This is a genomic window from Leucobacter sp. UCD-THU, assembly GCF_000349545.1.
Taxonomy (GTDB): domain Bacteria; phylum Actinomycetota; class Actinomycetes; order Actinomycetales; family Microbacteriaceae; genus Leucobacter; species Leucobacter muris.
The window spans coordinates 230,470-246,970 of the sequence record NZ_KB714604.1; the positions used below are offsets into that span (position 1 = coordinate 230,470).

The following is a 16,501-nucleotide window of genomic DNA, read 5'->3' on the forward strand; positions in this document are numbered from 1 at the left end:
GGGTGTTTGGTAGCGAGTACCGCGGGGGTGGTGCGTGTTCAGGCGGCGGCAACGTACTTGGCGGGGTCCGCGTCGAAGCGGGGGCCGCATGCTGCGCAGCAGAAGTAGTAGCGGGCGCCCTCGTAGTCACGGAACAGGCCCGCGGCTTCTGCGTCTGCTTTGACGACGGTGCTGCCGACCATCACCGGGCATTCAGCGAGCTCGTCCGCGGATGGGGCGAGCAGATCCTTGCGCCCATCGGCCGCGACCGCCACGTGGCTGTTGTGGCTGCAGCAGGATCCAGCGGGGGAATCGGACATATTGTTTTCCTCTTTCAGGCTTGCGGCTCGACTCTGACACGTACAACCATATACCCCCCGAGGGTATTCCTGTAGAGTTAGCGGAACAGGCTTCACCATCATCGCGTGACGGTTTGGTGAGTGAGATCCGCTCATTGTGTCAGACCCATCACTCAACCGTCGGCGGTGGGCATCTCCCCAGGGTGTTCGTGAAGTTGGTGGTGTTAGCGTGGGAGAAGGAACGGAGGGCCGAGCATATGCAGATCACGCTACGCATCGCGCGTCAGCAGCTATCGTTGCGTGCCCTGTTGCTGATCGCCGGTGCCGCACTCATGATCATGGTGGGGCTGCTTGGCATGCACACCTTCAGTGCCGACGTGGCAGGCCACGACGCCCACCATTCCGCGACAGCGTCAACAGCCCCCGAGCACTCCACCCCGATGGCGGCCACCTCTGACATCAGCGGCGCTATCGCGTGTGATGACACCTGTCTGATGGGAACCGGGCAAAGCCATTCGGACATGGTCACCGCGTGCGTCCTCGCATTGCTTGCAGCTCTTCTTCTGCTGGTTCGCCCGATGCTTCTGGAGCATCTCGGCCCGCCCCTGCGGGCGCTGGCGTCGTCTTTGCGGTTGCGGGCTGTGAGCATCCTGCCGCGCACACCCTCACTCATATTCCTTTCGATTAGTCGAACCTGATCGGTCATCGTCGGCATCTTGCCGACACCCCGGCGTCGCCCTCTGCGCGGCGCTGTGTCCACGACCCCTCATATCTACTCATTCGAAGGATTTACTCATGAAGAAGCTTCCCCTTGCCCTCGGTGCTGGCGTGTTCAGCCTCGCTCTCGTTCTCACCGGCTGCTCTGACGCATCCGCGCCGACAGGCGAGAACACTGCACCGTCGGACACCTCATCGACCGTCACGGCAAACGACGCCGATGAGATGTTCGTGACGATGATGATCCCGCATCACCAGCAGGCCATCGAGATGGCCGACATCGTTTTGGCGAAGGATGGACTCGACCCGGCCGTCGCGGAGCTCGCTCAGCAGATCAAGGATGCCCAAGGCCCGGAAATGGAGCGGATGCTCGGGTGGCTGGACGACTGGGGCGTCGAGTACGAACCCGACGACATGGGTGGCATGGACCACGGTTCAATGGACGACTCCGGCGACGGGATGATGTCCGAAGAAGACATGGCAACGCTGGAAGAGGCAGACGCGACGCAAGCGAGCCGCATCTTCCTCGAGCAGATGATCGTGCACCACGACGGCGCCGTGGATATGGCGCGCACTGCTCTCGAAGACGGTCAAAACCAGGACGTCCTTGACCTTGCCCAGCAGGTGATCGACGACCAGACCGCCGAGATCTCCACCATGCAGGACCTCCTCAACGAGCTCTGACGCACCCCGGGCGGGCCGACACTCGACACGACCCGCCCGGCCCCGTCGTAACCTCACACAGCAGGTCTCGACGCGAACCCCCTCTGCCGCGCACCCTACGACCCGTGATCTGCCGTCTCGTAGGGCCCTCTACTTACTTCTCTCGGAGCACCAATGAACCGCCTCCTGCCCCTGACCACGCTCACCGCACTCGCTCTCGTTATTACCGGATGCGCCAACACCCAAACAACCGAACCCGACGCTGCCACACCCCGTATCGAACATGTCCACGGCATCGCCGAAGACCCCCGCGGCACTGACCTGCTCGTCGCCACCCACAACGGCATCTACGCCGTCACCCCGGACGGGGAGGTCTCCGGCCCCATTGGCGGCCACGACTTCGACGCGATGGGATTCACCATCGCCGAAGACACCTTGTTCGCTTCCGGGCACCCCGGCCCCAAAACCGCCGCAGAACTCGGCGCCCCCAACCTCGGCATCATCCAAAGTGACGACTACGGCCAGACCTGGTCACCCGTCGCGCTCAACGGCAGCACCGATTTCCACGTCCTCACCGCCGGCCCCGACGGCACCCTCTACGGAATCGCGTCCAGCGACATCGAGCTCCTCATCAGCACCGACGGCGGCCACGAATGGACAGCAGGAGCATCGATCGGAGCGGCAGATCTCGTCGCCACGGACAACGGCATCTACGCCGCAGCCGAAGAAGGACTCCTGCGCAGCGACGACCACGGTATGACATTCGTCCCCGTCGAGGGCGCGCCACTGTTATACATGCTCGACGCCCGCCCGGACGGCGTCCTCGTCGGCGTCGGCACGGACGGCGCTCTTTGGGAACAAGACGCCGACCAGACCTGGCAACGCCTCGAGGCCGTCGACGGTGCTGTTCAGGCCTTCGCCGCGATCGGCGATGAACGAATCGTTCTCGTCGACGATCGAGGCATCGTCGACATCATCGCAGATGACACCACCGTCCTCAGCCCCGCACGGTAGGCAACGCTTTACTCTTCGGATCGAGGCATCATGAAACAGCGAAAGAATCCTCTTAGCACCCCGGTGATCTTCATCACCGCCGCGACGATCGCCCTCATAGTCGTGGCGATCGCGAGCTACCTCGCTATCGGGGCGATGTTCCAATGACCCCCCACCTACACCCAGACGGGAGACCCACGGATTCATTGCGGCACCTCCGGCCTCTTGCTGACATCTCGCTGTCCCCGTCTGTAACGACATCGACGGTTCCACATAACGAACGGACGCACCGCCGGCTCGTGCGCCTGGGACGAGTGCTGTTGGTGCTCGGACCGGCGCTCATCATGAGCCACATCCTCAGCGATACACAGTTTGCTGGCGAGACCGCGGTGTGGACCTACACCCTGGCAAGCTACGACGTCGCTGTCGTCGTCACGATCATTGGAGCAGCACTCACCTGGCGAACCCCACCCGCCGAGCAGATGCGCAGCAGATGATCGAGCAGGCACTGGCCACTGCGATCCTCTGCGCCCGGTTATCGTCGTCGTCGTCATCTGGACTGGGGTCGGATAGTTCCCGAATTGTGCACTCTTGAACAATCGTCACTACCAGTAGAGATCATCTCGCGCTACTCCGCCTGGCAAGAGGTGTACTCGATCGACGAATCATTCGTTGGGCTGCGAGGCACACCAGCCGAGCTGGAGGGAGTCGGCACCGAAATCAGGCAGGCAGTTCGACAGCTCACGGGGGTGCCCGTGCGCGTTGCAATGGGGGCCACCAAGTCCCTTGCGAAGGTCGCCGCCATAGGTATCAAGAAGACACCCGCCATGAACGGAGTGCTGCACGTCGGGCGATATGGCGAAGAACAAATGAGCAGGATCCTCGCATCCATCCCCGTCACTGACCTTTGGGGAGTCGCAGGGCGCAGAGGAAAAAAGCTAGCAGCGATGAACGTGCACAGCGCGAAAGATCTACGAGACCTTGATCCAAAATGGGCCAGGAAGAAGTTCAACGTGAATATGGAGCGCATCGTGCTCGAACTACGCGGGATTCCGTGCATTCCGCTCGAACTGATCCCGCCGACAACCAAAGACCAACTCATCTTCTCGCGCAGCTTCTCGAAAAAGATCACCGACGACCGTGAGATGGAGCAGGTGATCTCGCTGTACGCGCAGCGAGTATCGGCGAGGCTACGTGCACAGTGTTCACTCTCCGGGCACTTGTCTGCCTGGGCAATGACCGGCTGGGCAGACACGGGCACCGTGGCCCATAGCGCTCAAGTTTCAGTGGGGCTCCCTACGCCAACTGATGACCCCATCACACTCACCAGGGCTGCACGAGCGCTCATACCGAAGCTGTTCCCAACCGAGGGCATCAGGTACGCCCGTGCCGGTGTCGTGCTCACTGACCTGCGACTGGCTGACGGCGTGCAACCGCTCGAGCTTTTCAGGCCAGAGTTCGAGGGGCGCGGTGTGGGGCAAGCCCTCGATGCGATCAATCGAAAGTTCGCGACTACTGCGGTTGGCGTCGGGCTTGGCGGCACGAAGGCCCCACCCGGTTGGGAGATGAAACGCGAGTTGCTATCTCGGCGATGCCTCACCAACTGGGATGAGCTACTCGTCGCTGCGGCGTAGTTCAGCGCGCGAGGGTGGTTGCTGGCTGCGGATTCAGGCGTCGATGAGTTGCTCGTTCGCGTGCACAGTGGCCCCTTTGGCAGTGGACCTCTGGAGTCGCCGCTCGTGAATGCGTACCCGCGCGAGGAGTCCCGCGCAGACGATGCCGTTCGCTAAGAACTTCAACGCGTTCCAGATGCACACGAGGAAGGCGACGTAGAGCCATTTCGATGCGCCACCGTCGACAAGTGTCGAGACGTAGCTTGCTGCGAACAAGTACGGCACTGACAGAAGCATCGCCGGTGCGGCCCACTTGAGGCCGCTGCGAGTGCGGAGTGCGGTGATTGCAATATTGCTGAGCATGAAGCGTCGCATAAAGCTGCGAACGTAGATGCTGATGATCCAGATCAGGCGAAACATGGTCACAGACCTCCCCAAGTCGAGGGCGACAGGAGGAAGAAAACTGTTCAGCCAAGGCCATTGAGTTATGTCACCGATTCTGGCGATGACGTCGCAGGTAGAGGCCGCCTGCCCTCAGCATACGCCGAAGGCTTGTGCGCTGGGAACCCGAAATTCCAAATAGTCGCTCAACCGAAAACAGAATCCCACGCACTCAATCCAAGAATGTCGGAGGGTAATGGCAATATCAGTTATATGGACACGATGCCGATGATGGTGCAGCCCGAGCTGAGTGCAGCTCTTCCTTTGCATCCGCTCGAAGACGGGCGCCTTGGTCTCTACGCTTGGCAGGAAGAAGCATTTGAAGCGTGGGTACGATCTGACCATCAAGGAATAGTTGAAGCTGTCACAGGTGCAGGCAAGACTCGGCTCGGGTTGGCCGCGATTTCTGCCGCGATCCGTGAGGGTCGACAGGTATTGCTACTAGTGCCAACAATTGAGTTGCTGTACCAGTGGTTTAACGAAGTACGCACTCTCCTGCCGTGGGTGCGAGTCGGACGGCTCGGAGATCAACACCGAGATGACTTCACTTATCATCAGCTGATCGTTTCGACCGTGCAGAGCGCGGTGGCAACAATGCAGCGAGGCGCATTGAACCCGTTGACCGGGCACGGTAGTCGCCTGCTTGTTGCTGACGAGGTTCACCGTCTCGCTGGGGAACAGTTTTCAAAGGTGCTCGACGAGACATATCCTTGGCGGCTTGGGCTTTCGGCCACGTATGAACGCCCAGATGAAAAACATCTTGAGCATCTCGACCCCTATTTCGGTGGTGTCGTCTTTCGTCTTTGGTACGAACGCGCACGAGAAGACAACCTGATCGCTCCGTTCGATATCGCACTCATCGGCGTGCGTCTCGAACCGCGAGAATACTCCGAGTACCAAGAGCTTTCGGACCGCATCAGCAAATCTCATCGCTCTCTACAGGGCTATATGCCGAATGGGGCTATGTCAGCGGCACAGTTTCTAGCCACCGTTGCAGGGTGGGCAGCCGAAGAAGCCCTAAGCGCACGGACCATGCTCGCCCGAAAATACATGCGAGCGGTATCGTCACGGCAACGGCTACTGTCACAAACACATGCAAAGCTCACAAATCTTGAACTCTTGACTCCTGCTCTCACAAACGCGCGCAGCTCGCTTATCTTTTCGCTCACCCAGCAAGGCGCTGAAGACGCCGCCAAAGTGGTAGCCCGCGGTGGTATTTCTGCCACGGCGGTGTACAGCGAGATGGGTAGTGCGCAGAGAAAGCAACACATGCACGCATTTCGGCAAGGGAGCATGCCCGTGCTTGCGGCACCGAGGGTGCTTGATGAAGGTGTTGATGTGCCAGAGGCCGAACTTGGAATAGTGCTCGCGGCGAATAGAAGTAAACGTCAACTCGTGCAACGGCTCGGCCGCGTGATCCGTCGCAAGAAAGATGGGCGTGCCGGAAAGCTTGCATACTTCTACGCGAAAGAGACAATCGAGGACCCCGAGATCTCTGGTGACGAACACCTCAATCAAGTGTTGCCCTACGCTCGGGACCTCGGCTGGTTTGACCTGCCAAGTGACCTTACCGAGGTGCTTGCTTTTCTGGACAACCCGGCCCCTGATGCACTTGCGCCAGAACCCACGCCTGGTAGACATCAGAAGCGGCAACCAGCTTTGCGCGTTCGCCCACTCATTGATTTGCAGGTCAAGTCAGGTGCCAAACCTGGGAACCGCGGGGACGATGAGAGCAACGAAGGCCCGAGCAAGAAGAACCGAGACAGGCGCGTTTCTCCAGATGCCAGCGAGCCGGGCGACTCTTCTGCGGGTGAGGATGAAGTTGAAGAGATTGAAATTTGGGACGGTGAGATACCGGAACAACTACGAGGGGTTGCTACCCTCGGGAAGGATTCCACGCACCTCTATTTGAAACAGATCAGCCAATTCAAGCTGCTCACAGCCGAAGAGGAGGTGTTACTTGGAAGAGAGATCGAAGTGGGCTTGCTCGCGCAAGAACAACTCGATGCTCAAAATTATCGCCTAAGACGAGAACGCCGAGATCTGGAATGGCTAGTCAAACGGGGGCGACACGCACATACGAGGTTCTTGTGCGCCAACCTTCGCCTGGTGGTCAGCATTGCAAAAAAATACACGGCTGGCGCGGGGACACTGGATCTATTGGACCTCATCCAAGAAGGAAACCTTGGGTTGGAGCGGGCAATACAGAAGTGGGATTTCCGAAAGGGACTCAAGTTTTCCACCTACGGAATATGGTGGATACAGCAGTCCATCACGCGGGCAACTGCAGATACTTCTCGCACAATCCGGCTCCCCGTTCACAAAGTTGAAGAGCTGAAGAAAGCGCAAAGCCTCAAGAAGGATGCAGAGCGCCATGCCGACGAGAACACTGCGCTCGCACTGGTAGCGACTCAGCTGCAGATAACTGAACGGGACCTTGATGCGCTCCTAAAACTAGATGAGACACCATTGAATATCGACCGAAAAGTTTGGCTCCTTGAGCCGGGGCACATCCAGGAAGTCTCATTCGGTGACACAATCATCGACGATTATGCCGCAGAAGTCGACCATGCCCTACTTGTCGAAGACCTACGCCTTGGCGTTGATGGTGTTCTGCGAAATCTGACCAGCCGCGAAGAAGAAGTCCTGCGAAAACGACATGGGCTCCCGTTCTACTTAACGTTAGAAGCGCCGCGGGAACCTATGACGTTAGACGCTATCGGTGAAGACCTGGGTGTGACGCGAGAACGTGTGCGTCAGATCGAGAAGCAAGCTCGCGAAAAGCTCATCGAACTCGCAAACAATCAGGGGAGGCAGCTGCGTGATCTGATTTAAGTTCACAACGCACCAGTGGTAACGAGGGAAACGCGTACCTGCTTCCGGTCAACGCCAAGTGTGCGGGCGATCGCGCGCATCGAGATGCCACCGCGGTGCAGTTTCACCGCCTCTGCGGCTTCCTCGATTGTGAGGCCGTGCTGACGGCGTACGACGTTGTTTCGGGTGAGGTGCTTCGAAACGGTTGCGCGGTGCACACCATACTTTTGAGCCAGGTATCCGACGCTGAGACCAGCGAGGTAATCGTCGACAAGTCGATCTACTTCAGCGGGGGTGAGAAGGGTTTGAGGTTTCCCAATCCTCCTGACGCAAGGTCCTCGGACGTCCTGAATCGGAGTGTTATCGGTCCGCTGAGACACCCGGTATACCCCTCGTTTCCAGCGAGAAATCAACGATTTCAGCTTCGGGGTGGGGTTTGAGAACTGTCTACGCAGGGACCCGGATCACAAGAACCCCTGTTCGTCAGGGGTTTTTGTGTTTGTGGCGCGTGTGCTGAGGCTATCGCCCATTCCCGGGGCGACACCGTCTCACGAGGTCGCGGTCGCTGCCGCAGCCGACCGCCAGGGACGCGGTCGAGCGGCACGGGCGCAGTCGACCGGAACGGGCGGCACGGGCGGCGCGCCCGCCCCGCCATCGCCGGTCGGTCGGCGGGGTCAGGATCGGCGGGCGATGTCCGCGAGCGTGTAGTCGGCGCGCGGGTTGAGGCCGACCCGCTGCCGTGCCGCGGCCAGCAGCAGGTGCCGCACGTGGGACGGCCGTCCGGCGCGCACGATGCGCGTGCGCAGCGCGTAGGCGTCGGTGTATGCGATGCGCGGGGCCCAGACCGGCGAGCGGCGACGGTTCGCGACTCCCGCGGTCAGGTGCAGGAACGCCTGAGCGCTGCCGATGGCCGACGCGGCGTCGACGCCGATCGAGATGGAGGGGAGCGGTGCGGGGGCCGCCCCGCCCTCTCCGGTCACGGCCTGCAGCGATCGCAGATCGGTGTATCCCGGGATGTACGGCAGGCAGCGCGAGAGATCGACACCCGTCTCGGCGATCTCGTCGAGCGGCGTGTCGGCGGTGAAGCCCATGAAGCGCTCGAACGTCCACGGCGACCGCGGCGCGAACGAGGTCACCTGCGCGGCGAAGCCCACGTTCATCACGAGCAGATCCGGGATGCCCTGCGCCCGAGCGCGACGCGCGATGAGCGTGCCGATCTCGGGCTTCGTGAGCTCCGACTCGTCGAGCACCAGCGAGGCGCCCCGCATGAACGGATCGATGTTCTCGGCGGTCACACCGTCGAGGAAGACCTCGACCTCGCTGTCGGGGTTGATGTCGAGCACGCGCTCCCGGAACACCTCGGCCTTGCGACGCCCGAACGACGAGGTGGTGGCGCCCTCCACCCGGTTGACGTTCTCGGGCTCGAACACCTCGGGATCCGCGATGCTGAACTTCGACACCCCCATGCGGGCGAGCTTGAGGCCCAGCTGGAACCCGTCGCCGCCCACTCCCGCGATCGCGACCCGCGCCTCCATGAGCGCTCGCTGCTCCAGCTCGCTCCAGAAACCGTAGTTCCGGGCGAACTCGGGGGAGGAGATGCTCCTCATCAGGCGGCCTGCTCGCGGCAGGAGCCGCCTGCGACGCGGCCGAAGAAGCTCATCGCCGGCTCCGCGGCGCGGTACCGGTCGACGACACCGCCCTCCCGGGCGTTCGCCAGCCGGGCGGAGGCGGGGATGTCGATCTCGATGGGCACGTTGTAGTCGAGGTAGTGCTCGACGTAGCGCGGCTCGCCGATCGCCGCGATCGCGATGATGCTCCTGAGGTGGCGCTCCAGCCAGGGCTCGATGATCGCGAAGGTGCGCTCGAGGCGATGGCTCGCGACGTACGCGAGCATGACCGCGAACAGGTGCCACTGCACGAGATCCTGCACCGCGGCCGACTCGTGGCGCGCGATGACGCGCGAGACCTCGACGCTCTTCGGGGTCAGCTCGCCCGGCGCGAACGAGTCGGGGCAGAACTCCTCGACCGGCAGCTCCTGCTCGCCGCGGATGATGAGGCGCGACACCCCGAGCACCCGTACGCCCGAGCGGTGGTTCTCGAACACGCCGAAGGTGATCGAGCGGGCGTCGTCGGCGTCGCGGTCGGTGCCGTCCGGCTGCAGCTCGCTCGCGTCGAGCTGGCCGGTCTGGTCGACGTACACCCGTCTGCGCAGCTGGAAGTGCGCCGCGTACTCCGCCTCCAGGCCGGGCAGGGGCGCTCCGTCGGCGGCGATCACGCCGCAGGCCAGCCGCGCGCCGGTGTTCTCGGCGAACAGCGCCGAGGCGACGACGGGGATCACTGCGTGATTCGTCACCGTGCGATCAATGCGTGACAATGGTCAGGACCTCCTGTGTGCTGCTCCGCCCCAACCGCGACGACCCGCTCATGCTTCCCCCGGACTCCGAACTCGAACGGCCCGGTCGAGGTTCTATTCTGCCCTATGCGACCGCATCGTCGTGGAAGACGCGGCCATGAAAAGCCGTGATGAGGCCGCCCAAATTGGTACGATGAAGCGACTGCGAAGTCGGAGAGAGGGGGCCGTCGTGCCTGAGGACAGTCGGAGCGAGGCGACCGGGCCGTCGACCGTGTCGGGTGCCGACGATGTGCGCACCAGGGTGCTGGTCAGCGCGACCCGTCACGTGGAGTCCGTGGGACTCTCCCTGGGGCTGAGCGGCGCGCTCATCGAGCAGCTCTCGTCGGAGGCGGGAGTGACCGCCAAGCAGTTCTCGCGGGTGTGGCCGACCCCCGACGCGTTCCTCGCCGACCTGTTCTGCGAACTGGCGAATCAGGCCCGCGATGATCGCGCCGACTCGCAGACGCTGCTGAGCACTTGGCAGCACCTCAGCATGCGGGTCGACGAATTGCGGTCGGGCGAGGGGCGCCGCAGGGTGCTCATCGACATCATTCGCACCGCCGCGCAGTACAACTTCGACGTGGTGACCGCCTCGAACAAGTGGCGCACCTACGCCGCGCTCTCCACGACGATCATGTCGTGGCCTCACGCGGCGACCCGCACGCGGGTGATCGACGCGCTCAGGGCGAGCGAACTCGCCTTCGTCGAGACCATGGAGAGCTTCTACCGCAACGTGCTTCCCACCGTCGGGTACCGCCTGAAGCCCCAGTTCCACGGTGACTACCAGCCGTTCGTCGTCGCCGCGGCCTCGGTCATCGAGGGGCTCGGGATCGTGCGTGCAACGGTGCCCGCCCTCGTCGAGTCCCACTTCGACTTCGTCACCGATCGCGGCGACGAGACCTGGTCGGTGGCCGCGCTCGCCTTCGTGGGCGTGGTCGACGCCTTCATCGAGCCCGACCCCGACTTCAACGTGCAGGAGGCCGTCGCGCGGCTCAGCGGCGGCATCGACGTCACTCCCGACCCCGATCCCGACTCGGGGTACTGAACCGAGGCCTGTCATCGAGGGTGGGTGGCGCCGGATGAGGTCGGAATCCGGATCCCGAACCCGATCCGCTACGCGTCGACGATGGCACCCGCCCCCGAGCGGCGCAGGCGCTTCATCGCCTGCTCGAACGAGAGCGGACGGCCGAAGTGGTAGCCCTGCGCGCTGCGCACGCCGAGACCCGTGAGCACCTCGGCCATCTCGTGCGTCTCCACGCCCTCGACGATCACCGTGTACCCGAGGTTGTCGCCGAAGCCCTGCAGCGCCTTGATGACCTCGCGCTGCCGCGCATCGTTGAGACCGTCGATGAGGCTCTTGTCGATCTTGAGGATGTTCATGGGGAAGTGCACGAGTGCGCCCACCGATGAGGCGTCGGAGCCGTAGTCGTCGAGCGCGATGACCACGCCGGCCGCCTGCAGCACCTCGGCGTCGCGCCGCAGCTCGTCGGTGACCGCGTGGAGCGAGCGCTCGTTGAGCTCGACGCAGAGCGAGATATCGGGGTGCGTGCGGGCCGCATTGCGCACGAACGGCCCGAGCTCGGCCTCCGTGATCTGGCCGAGCTCGAGATTGATGGTCATGCACCTGATGCCCGGCTCGACGCGGTGGAACTCGTCGGCCGCGTGGAGCGCCTTGGTGATGACCCGCCTCGTGAGCTCGTTCATGAGACCGAGGCTCTTGGCGCGTGCGACGAGCGAGGGCGGCGAGATGGGGCCGATCTCGGGATCGACGTATCGCACGAGCGCCTCGAACGCCCAGATCTCGCCGCGATCGAGGCTCACGATGGGCTGAAAGGCGACGAGCAGCCGATCCTCGCGGATCGCCCGCGCGACGATCTCGTTGGTGCGCGTCGATCGGTGGGAGGAGACGCTCACGCCGCTGCCCGAGGCCCGCCCGCCCCGGCGCCGCGAGCGCTTGACGTGCAGCATCGCACGGTCGGCGTCCTCGACGAGAGCCTGTGCGTCGAGTTCGCGGTGGCCCGAGAACGCGAGCCCGGCGCTGAGGGCGGGGCGCACGTGATGCCCCTCGATGATGAGCGGCTGGGCGACGGCCTCGATGATCCGGTCGGCCGACGCCTTCGCCTGCTCCAGATTGTCGAGGTCCGAGAAGATGATGACGAACTCGTCTCCGCCGACGCGCGAGACGAAGTCTCCGCCGCCCGCCTCCTCGCGCAGCCGCGCGGCGACGGCCTTGAGCAGCTCGTCGCCCGTGCGGTGGCCGTGGCTGTCGTTGAGCTTCTTGAAGTTGTCGAGGTCGATGAAGAGCAGCGCGATGCCCTCGTGGTAGGAGCGGTTCTCGTTGGCGTCGGTGAGTGCCCTCTGGAACGCCCCGTAGTTCGGCAGCCCCGTCAGGGCGTCGCTGTTCGCCCGACGCTCGAGGGTCTCGACCTCGTGATGAGCGCGGGCCGTCTCGCTCGCCACGTGGGCGAGGGTGACGAGGGCGCGCTCGTCCTCGCGTTCGAACGGGGCGCCGCCGGCCTTCTGCGACGCGATCACATACTGCTCCCGCCCGAACTCGAGCTGCACCGGTGCGCCGATCTCATTGCGCTCGGGGCCGCCGTCGCGCAGCTCCACCTGCTTGGCCTGCACGATGGTCTGCACCCGGCTCAGCAGGGCCGGGGCGAGCCCGCCCTCGGCGGTGACGCGGGGCAGCTCGACGGCCGCTTCCACGAGCGCGCTGAGTCGGCGTTCGATGCCCGCGAACCGGGTGCGCTGCGCGAACATGTAGAAGAGCGAGGCCGCGAGCAGCACGATGAGCGGCGTGAGGTCGGCCGTGGGATCCTGCTCGAGCCAGGGGATGACCTCGGAGTCGAAGTAGGCCATGGCGGTCGCCGTCGCGGCGACGACGAGCACGACCAGTCCGAGCCGCAGGGGGTCGATCGTGGAGAGGCGCACGCTGCGATCCGGCTCGGCGCCACTCCACTGCCGGGCGAACTCGCCGAGCAGGAACAGTGCGTAGTAGACGGCGGTCGCGGCGAGGAAGTCGAGCGGCAGCCACACCCCGAGATCGATCAGCGCGGCCTGGACCAGCACGAAGGCGAGGGCCGCGACCGAGCTCAGGCCGGTCAGATAGAGCGCGTGCACCAGGTTGCGACGCATGAACGTCTGCGAGATCAGCAGACCCGTCGCCCAGATGGACACGTTGAGCAGGGTGAGCTCCTCCATCGGCGGCATCGCGAGCATCGCGATCGCGACGCCGACGAGAGGGAAGCCGGGGGAGCGGCCCACGTGCAGCTGGAGCGGACCGCAGATGATCACGCTCGCGATGACGGTGAGCACGAGCGTCCAGGACTCGGGCACCGAGCCGATCAGGCGGTAGACGCCGTAGCCGATGACGGCCAGAGCCAATACGACGAAGGGGGCGGCGAAGAGATTGCCCCGCCTCGTCGTATCCATGAGCCTGAACACTAGCCCTCCTCTTGATGTCCGCACACTCCACGCGGCTGTCGAGACGCGGCCGCTGCGGTTTCGCAAGGTCAATCATGGCACGCGGAGCGCGCGAGGGGAGTGCTTTCCGCAGGCCCGCGAACGGCGTTTCGCGTCGCGAGGCCGGTGATCGCCTGTGTTCTGCGGGGGCCTCGAGAATCTGGGGTTCGCCGCTGCGACGGAGTGTCACGCGGGCGGGTCGGCGAGGGGAATGCGGCCGCGCCGCCGTTTCGTCAGCAGGTGTCGGTTACTGAGACGGCGTCTTGCGCCTGGCGAGAGAAGGACGCCACGCTCACCCCTGTTCGCACGCGGAGGGACGCCCCCGCCGATCCGGCGCTTCGAAGCGTGCGGCGACGGGGCGGAGGCGAGCCGGGCTCAGGGCTCGACGACGCCCTCGGGCTACTGCTGCAGGCCGTCGAGGATGGGGGCATACCGCGCGCTCGCGGTCTGCGCGAGGGCCTCGGACGCGGCCTTGTCGGGGCCGGGCCCCGCGGCCATCACGGTGCTGCGGAAGTAGGCCAGCTCCTGGATCGACTCCGCGATGTCGGCGAGCGCGCGGTGGCCGCCGCGCTTCTCGGGAGCGCCGAAGTAGGCGGCCGGATACCAGCGGCGGCTCAACTCCTTGATCGTGGAGACGTCGATGCTGCGGTAGTGCAGTCGCTCGTCGAGCCCCGGCAGGTACTTCGAGATGAAGCGGCGGTCCATGCCGATCGTGTTGCCCGCGACGAGCGGGCGACGGCCGGGCGTGACGAGCCCGCGCAGGTAGTCGAGCACCTGCTGCTCGGCCTGCTCGAGCGAGAGGCCGTTCTCGATGCGGGGCAGCAGGCCCGACTCGGTGTGCATCTTGCGCACGAAGTCGTTCATCCGCGCCAGCGCCTCGGCGCCCGGGTTGATGATCACCTCGAAACCGGGGTCGAGGGGCGTCAGTTCGAAGTCGGTCACGATGACCGCGATCTCGCACAGACCGTCCTGATCCACGTCGAGACCGGTCATCTCGCAGTCGATCCAGACGATCTGATCCGCTGGCACGTTCGACACGGTCGTTCCTCGTTCCCCGATGCGTAATTGCTCGTAGCTGGCTGCTCTGTGCGGTTCGGGATCGCCGATCCCGAACCGCACCAGTCTACCGCCGGCGCCGCGCAGCCCGCCCCTACACTGGTGCACATGGCAGTTCTTCCCATCGTGATCTCCGGCGAACCCGTGCTCCATCGTCCCGCGGCCCCCGTCACCGAGTTCGATGCCGGCCTCCGCACGCTCGTCGACGACATGTTCGAGACGACCGTGACCGCGCCGGGCGTCGGCCTCGCCGCCCCGCAGGTGGGCGTCGGCAAGCGGATCTTCGTGTGGATGTACGACGACCAGGACGAGGCGCCCGCCGAGGGCGTCGCCGTGAACCCCGAGCTGTGGATCGCGCCGATCGAGCCCGGCCTGCCCGGCGAGGACGAGGTCGAGGGCTGCCTGTCGTTCCCCGGCGAGCGCTTCGCCCTGCGTCGTTCGCCGCGCGCGCTGCTGCGCGCGCACGACATCGACGGCAAGCCGTTCGAGGTGCGGGCGAGCGGGTGGTTCGCGCGCATCCTGCAGCACGAGTTCGACCATCTCGACGGCCTGCTGTACGTCGACCGGCTGGTGCACCCCGAGAACCGCGGCGCGCAGAAGGCGCAGCGCAGGAACGGCTGGGGCCGCCCCGGCCTGAGCTGGCTGCCGGGCCTCGACGACCTCGAAGGCTGAGCGCCCGCCCTCGCGGCCCGACGTCCGGCGCCGAGCCCCGCGAGTTCGCTGCTGCGCGCTCTCCCGGAAGACGCGGAGGCCCGGATCGCCGCGTCCCGCGGCGTGAACCCGCCGATACGGGACTCCGCGATTCTGCAGGGGGTGGAGCTGGGCGGACCGCTTCAGCGGGCCGAATCCGCGGGGGCGAGGCCGCGGGAGTCCGGGATCAGCGACCACGCGATCGACGCTGCGACGAGCAGCGCCGCCGTGATCCCGAACGCCCAGCCGAAGCCCGCGAGGTCGACTACCGCGCCTGCGACGGCGGGCCCGAGCACGCCGCCCAGATCGCTCATCATCGAGTAGCCCGCGACCACCTGCCCGCCCCGGCGCTGCGCCAGCACGTCGGCGAGCACCGCCTGCTGGCCCGGATTGACGAGCGCCGATCCCGCACCCGCGACGAACATCACGGCCGCCGCCGTCCAGACCCCGGGGGAGGCGGGCACCGCGGCGTAGGTGACCGCGAGCACCGCCATGCCCGTGATGAGCACGGGTTTGCGGCCCAGGGTGTCGTTCCAGCGGCCCGAGGGGAAGATGAGGATCGCGTTGCCGGCGGCGTACGCGGCGAGCACCCAGGCGGCGACCGTCGCGTCGCCGCCGAACGCGACCGCGACGAGGATCGGCAGCACCGAGACTCGCACTCCGTACGACGCCCACCCGAACGCGAACACCGACAGCAGCAGCGCGCGGTACTGCGGCACCCGCAGGGCCTCGCCGAGCCGCAGCGCCGAGCCGGCCTCCGCCTCCGCGCCGCTCAGCGGCACCGGGGCGCCCGCTGCCCGGGAATGGCGCAGCGCAACCGCCACGACCGTCGCCGCGGCGAGCAGAGTCGCGAAGTAGAACACGAACGGCGCGCGCAGCCCGAAGCTCGCCACGATGCCGCCGAACACGGGCCCGAGCAGGCCACCCAGCAGAAAGCCCGCCGCGTTGAGGCTCGCGACGCGGCCGCGCGCGTCGGGCGGGCTCACCTTGACGAGCAGTGCCGTGGCCGCGACCGTGAACATGGTCGAGCCGACCCCGCCGAGGCCGCGCAGCACCACGAACTGCGTGTAGTCGGCCGCGAATGCCGCGGCTCCCGTCGAGAGCGCCACGATGAGGATGCCGACCGTGTAGGTGCGCCGCTCGCCGAAGCGGCCGACCACCCAGCCCGCCAGCGGTGCCGAGAGCAGGCGCATGAGTGCGAAGGCGCTCACGATGGCCGACGCCGCGAACGCCGAGACGCCGAACTCGAGCGCGAACTGCGGGATCGCGGGCGCGACGACGCCGTAGCCGAGCGCGACCGTGAAGCCGCCCGCGACGAGGGCCCAGACCTCGAAGGGGAGTCGGGGTCGGGTGGTGTCGCGCATCCGACGATCCTACCC

General features: G+C 65.1%; 15 protein-coding genes. 8 read left to right on the forward strand and 7 right to left on the reverse strand.

All coding sequences use genetic code 11. From position 1 onward, the window contains the following. Nucleotides 1-38: 38 nt before the first annotated feature. On the reverse strand, nt 39-299 hold the full coding sequence (locus H490_RS28505; protein ID WP_031290215.1) for a YHS domain-containing protein: 261 nt from the start codon (nt 297-299) through the stop codon (nt 39-41). 188 nt (nt 300-487) lie between these two features. On the opposite strand from H490_RS28505, the gene H490_RS28510 reads away from it, so the two are divergent. The 5 genes from H490_RS28510 (at nt 488) to H490_RS28530 (ending at nt 4,285) form a co-directional block, all read left to right on the forward strand. Beyond that, complete coding sequence (locus H490_RS28510; RefSeq protein ID WP_152424311.1) at nt 488-976, forward strand: DUF6153 family protein; 489 nt, start codon at nt 488-490, stop codon at nt 974-976. A 97-nt stretch (nt 977-1,073) separates the two neighbouring features. Further along, nucleotides 1,074-1,679, forward strand: a complete 606-nt coding sequence (locus H490_RS28515) for a DUF305 domain-containing protein (RefSeq protein WP_017884931.1) — start codon at nt 1,074-1,076, stop codon at nt 1,677-1,679. 153 nt (nt 1,680-1,832) lie between these two features. Beyond that, complete coding sequence (locus H490_RS28520; RefSeq protein WP_017884932.1) at nt 1,833-2,672, forward strand: F510_1955 family glycosylhydrolase; 840 nt, start codon at nt 1,833-1,835, stop codon at nt 2,670-2,672. Between the two features lie 293 nt (nt 2,673-2,965). Further along, complete coding sequence (locus tag H490_RS28525) at nt 2,966-3,148, forward strand: hypothetical protein (RefSeq protein WP_017884933.1); 183 nt, start codon at nt 2,966-2,968, stop codon at nt 3,146-3,148. Nucleotides 3,149-3,232: 84 nt separating this feature from the next. Then, entirely contained in the window at nt 3,233-4,285 is a 1,053-nt protein-coding gene (locus H490_RS28530) for a DUF4113 domain-containing protein (RefSeq protein WP_256378817.1), read from the forward strand. A 33-nt stretch (nt 4,286-4,318) separates the two neighbouring features. Here the strand turns inward: H490_RS28530 and H490_RS28535 are convergent, their stop codons facing one another. Further along, complete coding sequence (locus H490_RS28535) at nt 4,319-4,684, reverse strand: hypothetical protein (protein ID WP_031290217.1); 366 nt, start codon at nt 4,682-4,684, stop codon at nt 4,319-4,321. A 234-nt stretch (nt 4,685-4,918) separates the two neighbouring features. Between H490_RS28535 and H490_RS31805 the strand changes: the two genes are divergently transcribed. Next, on the forward strand, nt 4,919-7,540 hold the full coding sequence (locus tag H490_RS31805) for a sigma-70 family RNA polymerase sigma factor (RefSeq protein WP_193743416.1): 2,622 nt from the start codon (nt 4,919-4,921) through the stop codon (nt 7,538-7,540). 653 nt (nt 7,541-8,193) lie between these two features. Here H490_RS31805 and H490_RS28550 read toward each other — a convergent pair. Both H490_RS28550 and H490_RS28555 read right to left on the reverse strand, forming a co-directional pair. Further along, nucleotides 8,194-9,126 carry a ThiF family adenylyltransferase gene (locus H490_RS28550; protein WP_017884939.1) on the reverse strand — a complete coding sequence of 311 codons (933 nt, stop codon included), beginning with the start codon at nt 9,124-9,126 and terminating at the stop codon, nt 8,194-8,196. After that, on the reverse strand, nt 9,126-9,872 hold the full coding sequence (locus H490_RS28555; RefSeq protein WP_017884940.1) for a GNAT family N-acyltransferase: 747 nt from the start codon (nt 9,870-9,872) through the stop codon (nt 9,126-9,128). The genes H490_RS28550 and H490_RS28555 overlap by 1 nt, the downstream gene beginning before the upstream one ends. 229 nt (nt 9,873-10,101) lie before the next feature. On the opposite strand from H490_RS28555, the gene H490_RS28560 reads away from it, so the two are divergent. Beyond that, complete coding sequence (locus tag H490_RS28560) at nt 10,102-10,956, forward strand: hypothetical protein (protein WP_017884941.1); 855 nt, start codon at nt 10,102-10,104, stop codon at nt 10,954-10,956. A 68-nt stretch (nt 10,957-11,024) separates the two neighbouring features. Here the strand turns inward: H490_RS28560 and H490_RS28565 are convergent, their stop codons facing one another. Next, nucleotides 11,025-13,358, reverse strand: a complete 2,334-nt coding sequence (locus H490_RS28565; RefSeq protein ID WP_152424314.1) for a putative bifunctional diguanylate cyclase/phosphodiesterase — start codon at nt 13,356-13,358, stop codon at nt 11,025-11,027. Nucleotides 13,359-13,775: 417 nt separating this feature from the next. Then, nucleotides 13,776-14,414, reverse strand: coding sequence for an oligoribonuclease (orn, locus tag H490_RS28570; RefSeq protein ID WP_017884942.1), 639 nt, complete (start codon nt 14,412-14,414; stop codon nt 13,776-13,778). A gap of 126 nt (nt 14,415-14,540) precedes the next feature. On the opposite strand from orn, the gene def reads away from it, so the two are divergent. Next, nucleotides 14,541-15,104, forward strand: coding sequence for a peptide deformylase (gene def, locus H490_RS28575; RefSeq protein WP_031290220.1), 564 nt, complete (start codon nt 14,541-14,543; stop codon nt 15,102-15,104). A 161-nt stretch (nt 15,105-15,265) separates the two neighbouring features. On the opposite strand, the gene H490_RS28580 is transcribed toward def, so the two are convergent. Continuing rightward, the gene (locus tag H490_RS28580) at nt 15,266-16,486 is read right to left on the reverse strand and encodes an MFS transporter (protein WP_017884944.1); all 1,221 of its coding nucleotides are present in this window, start codon (nt 16,484-16,486) and stop codon (nt 15,266-15,268) included. Nucleotides 16,487-16,501: the final 15 nt, after the last annotated feature.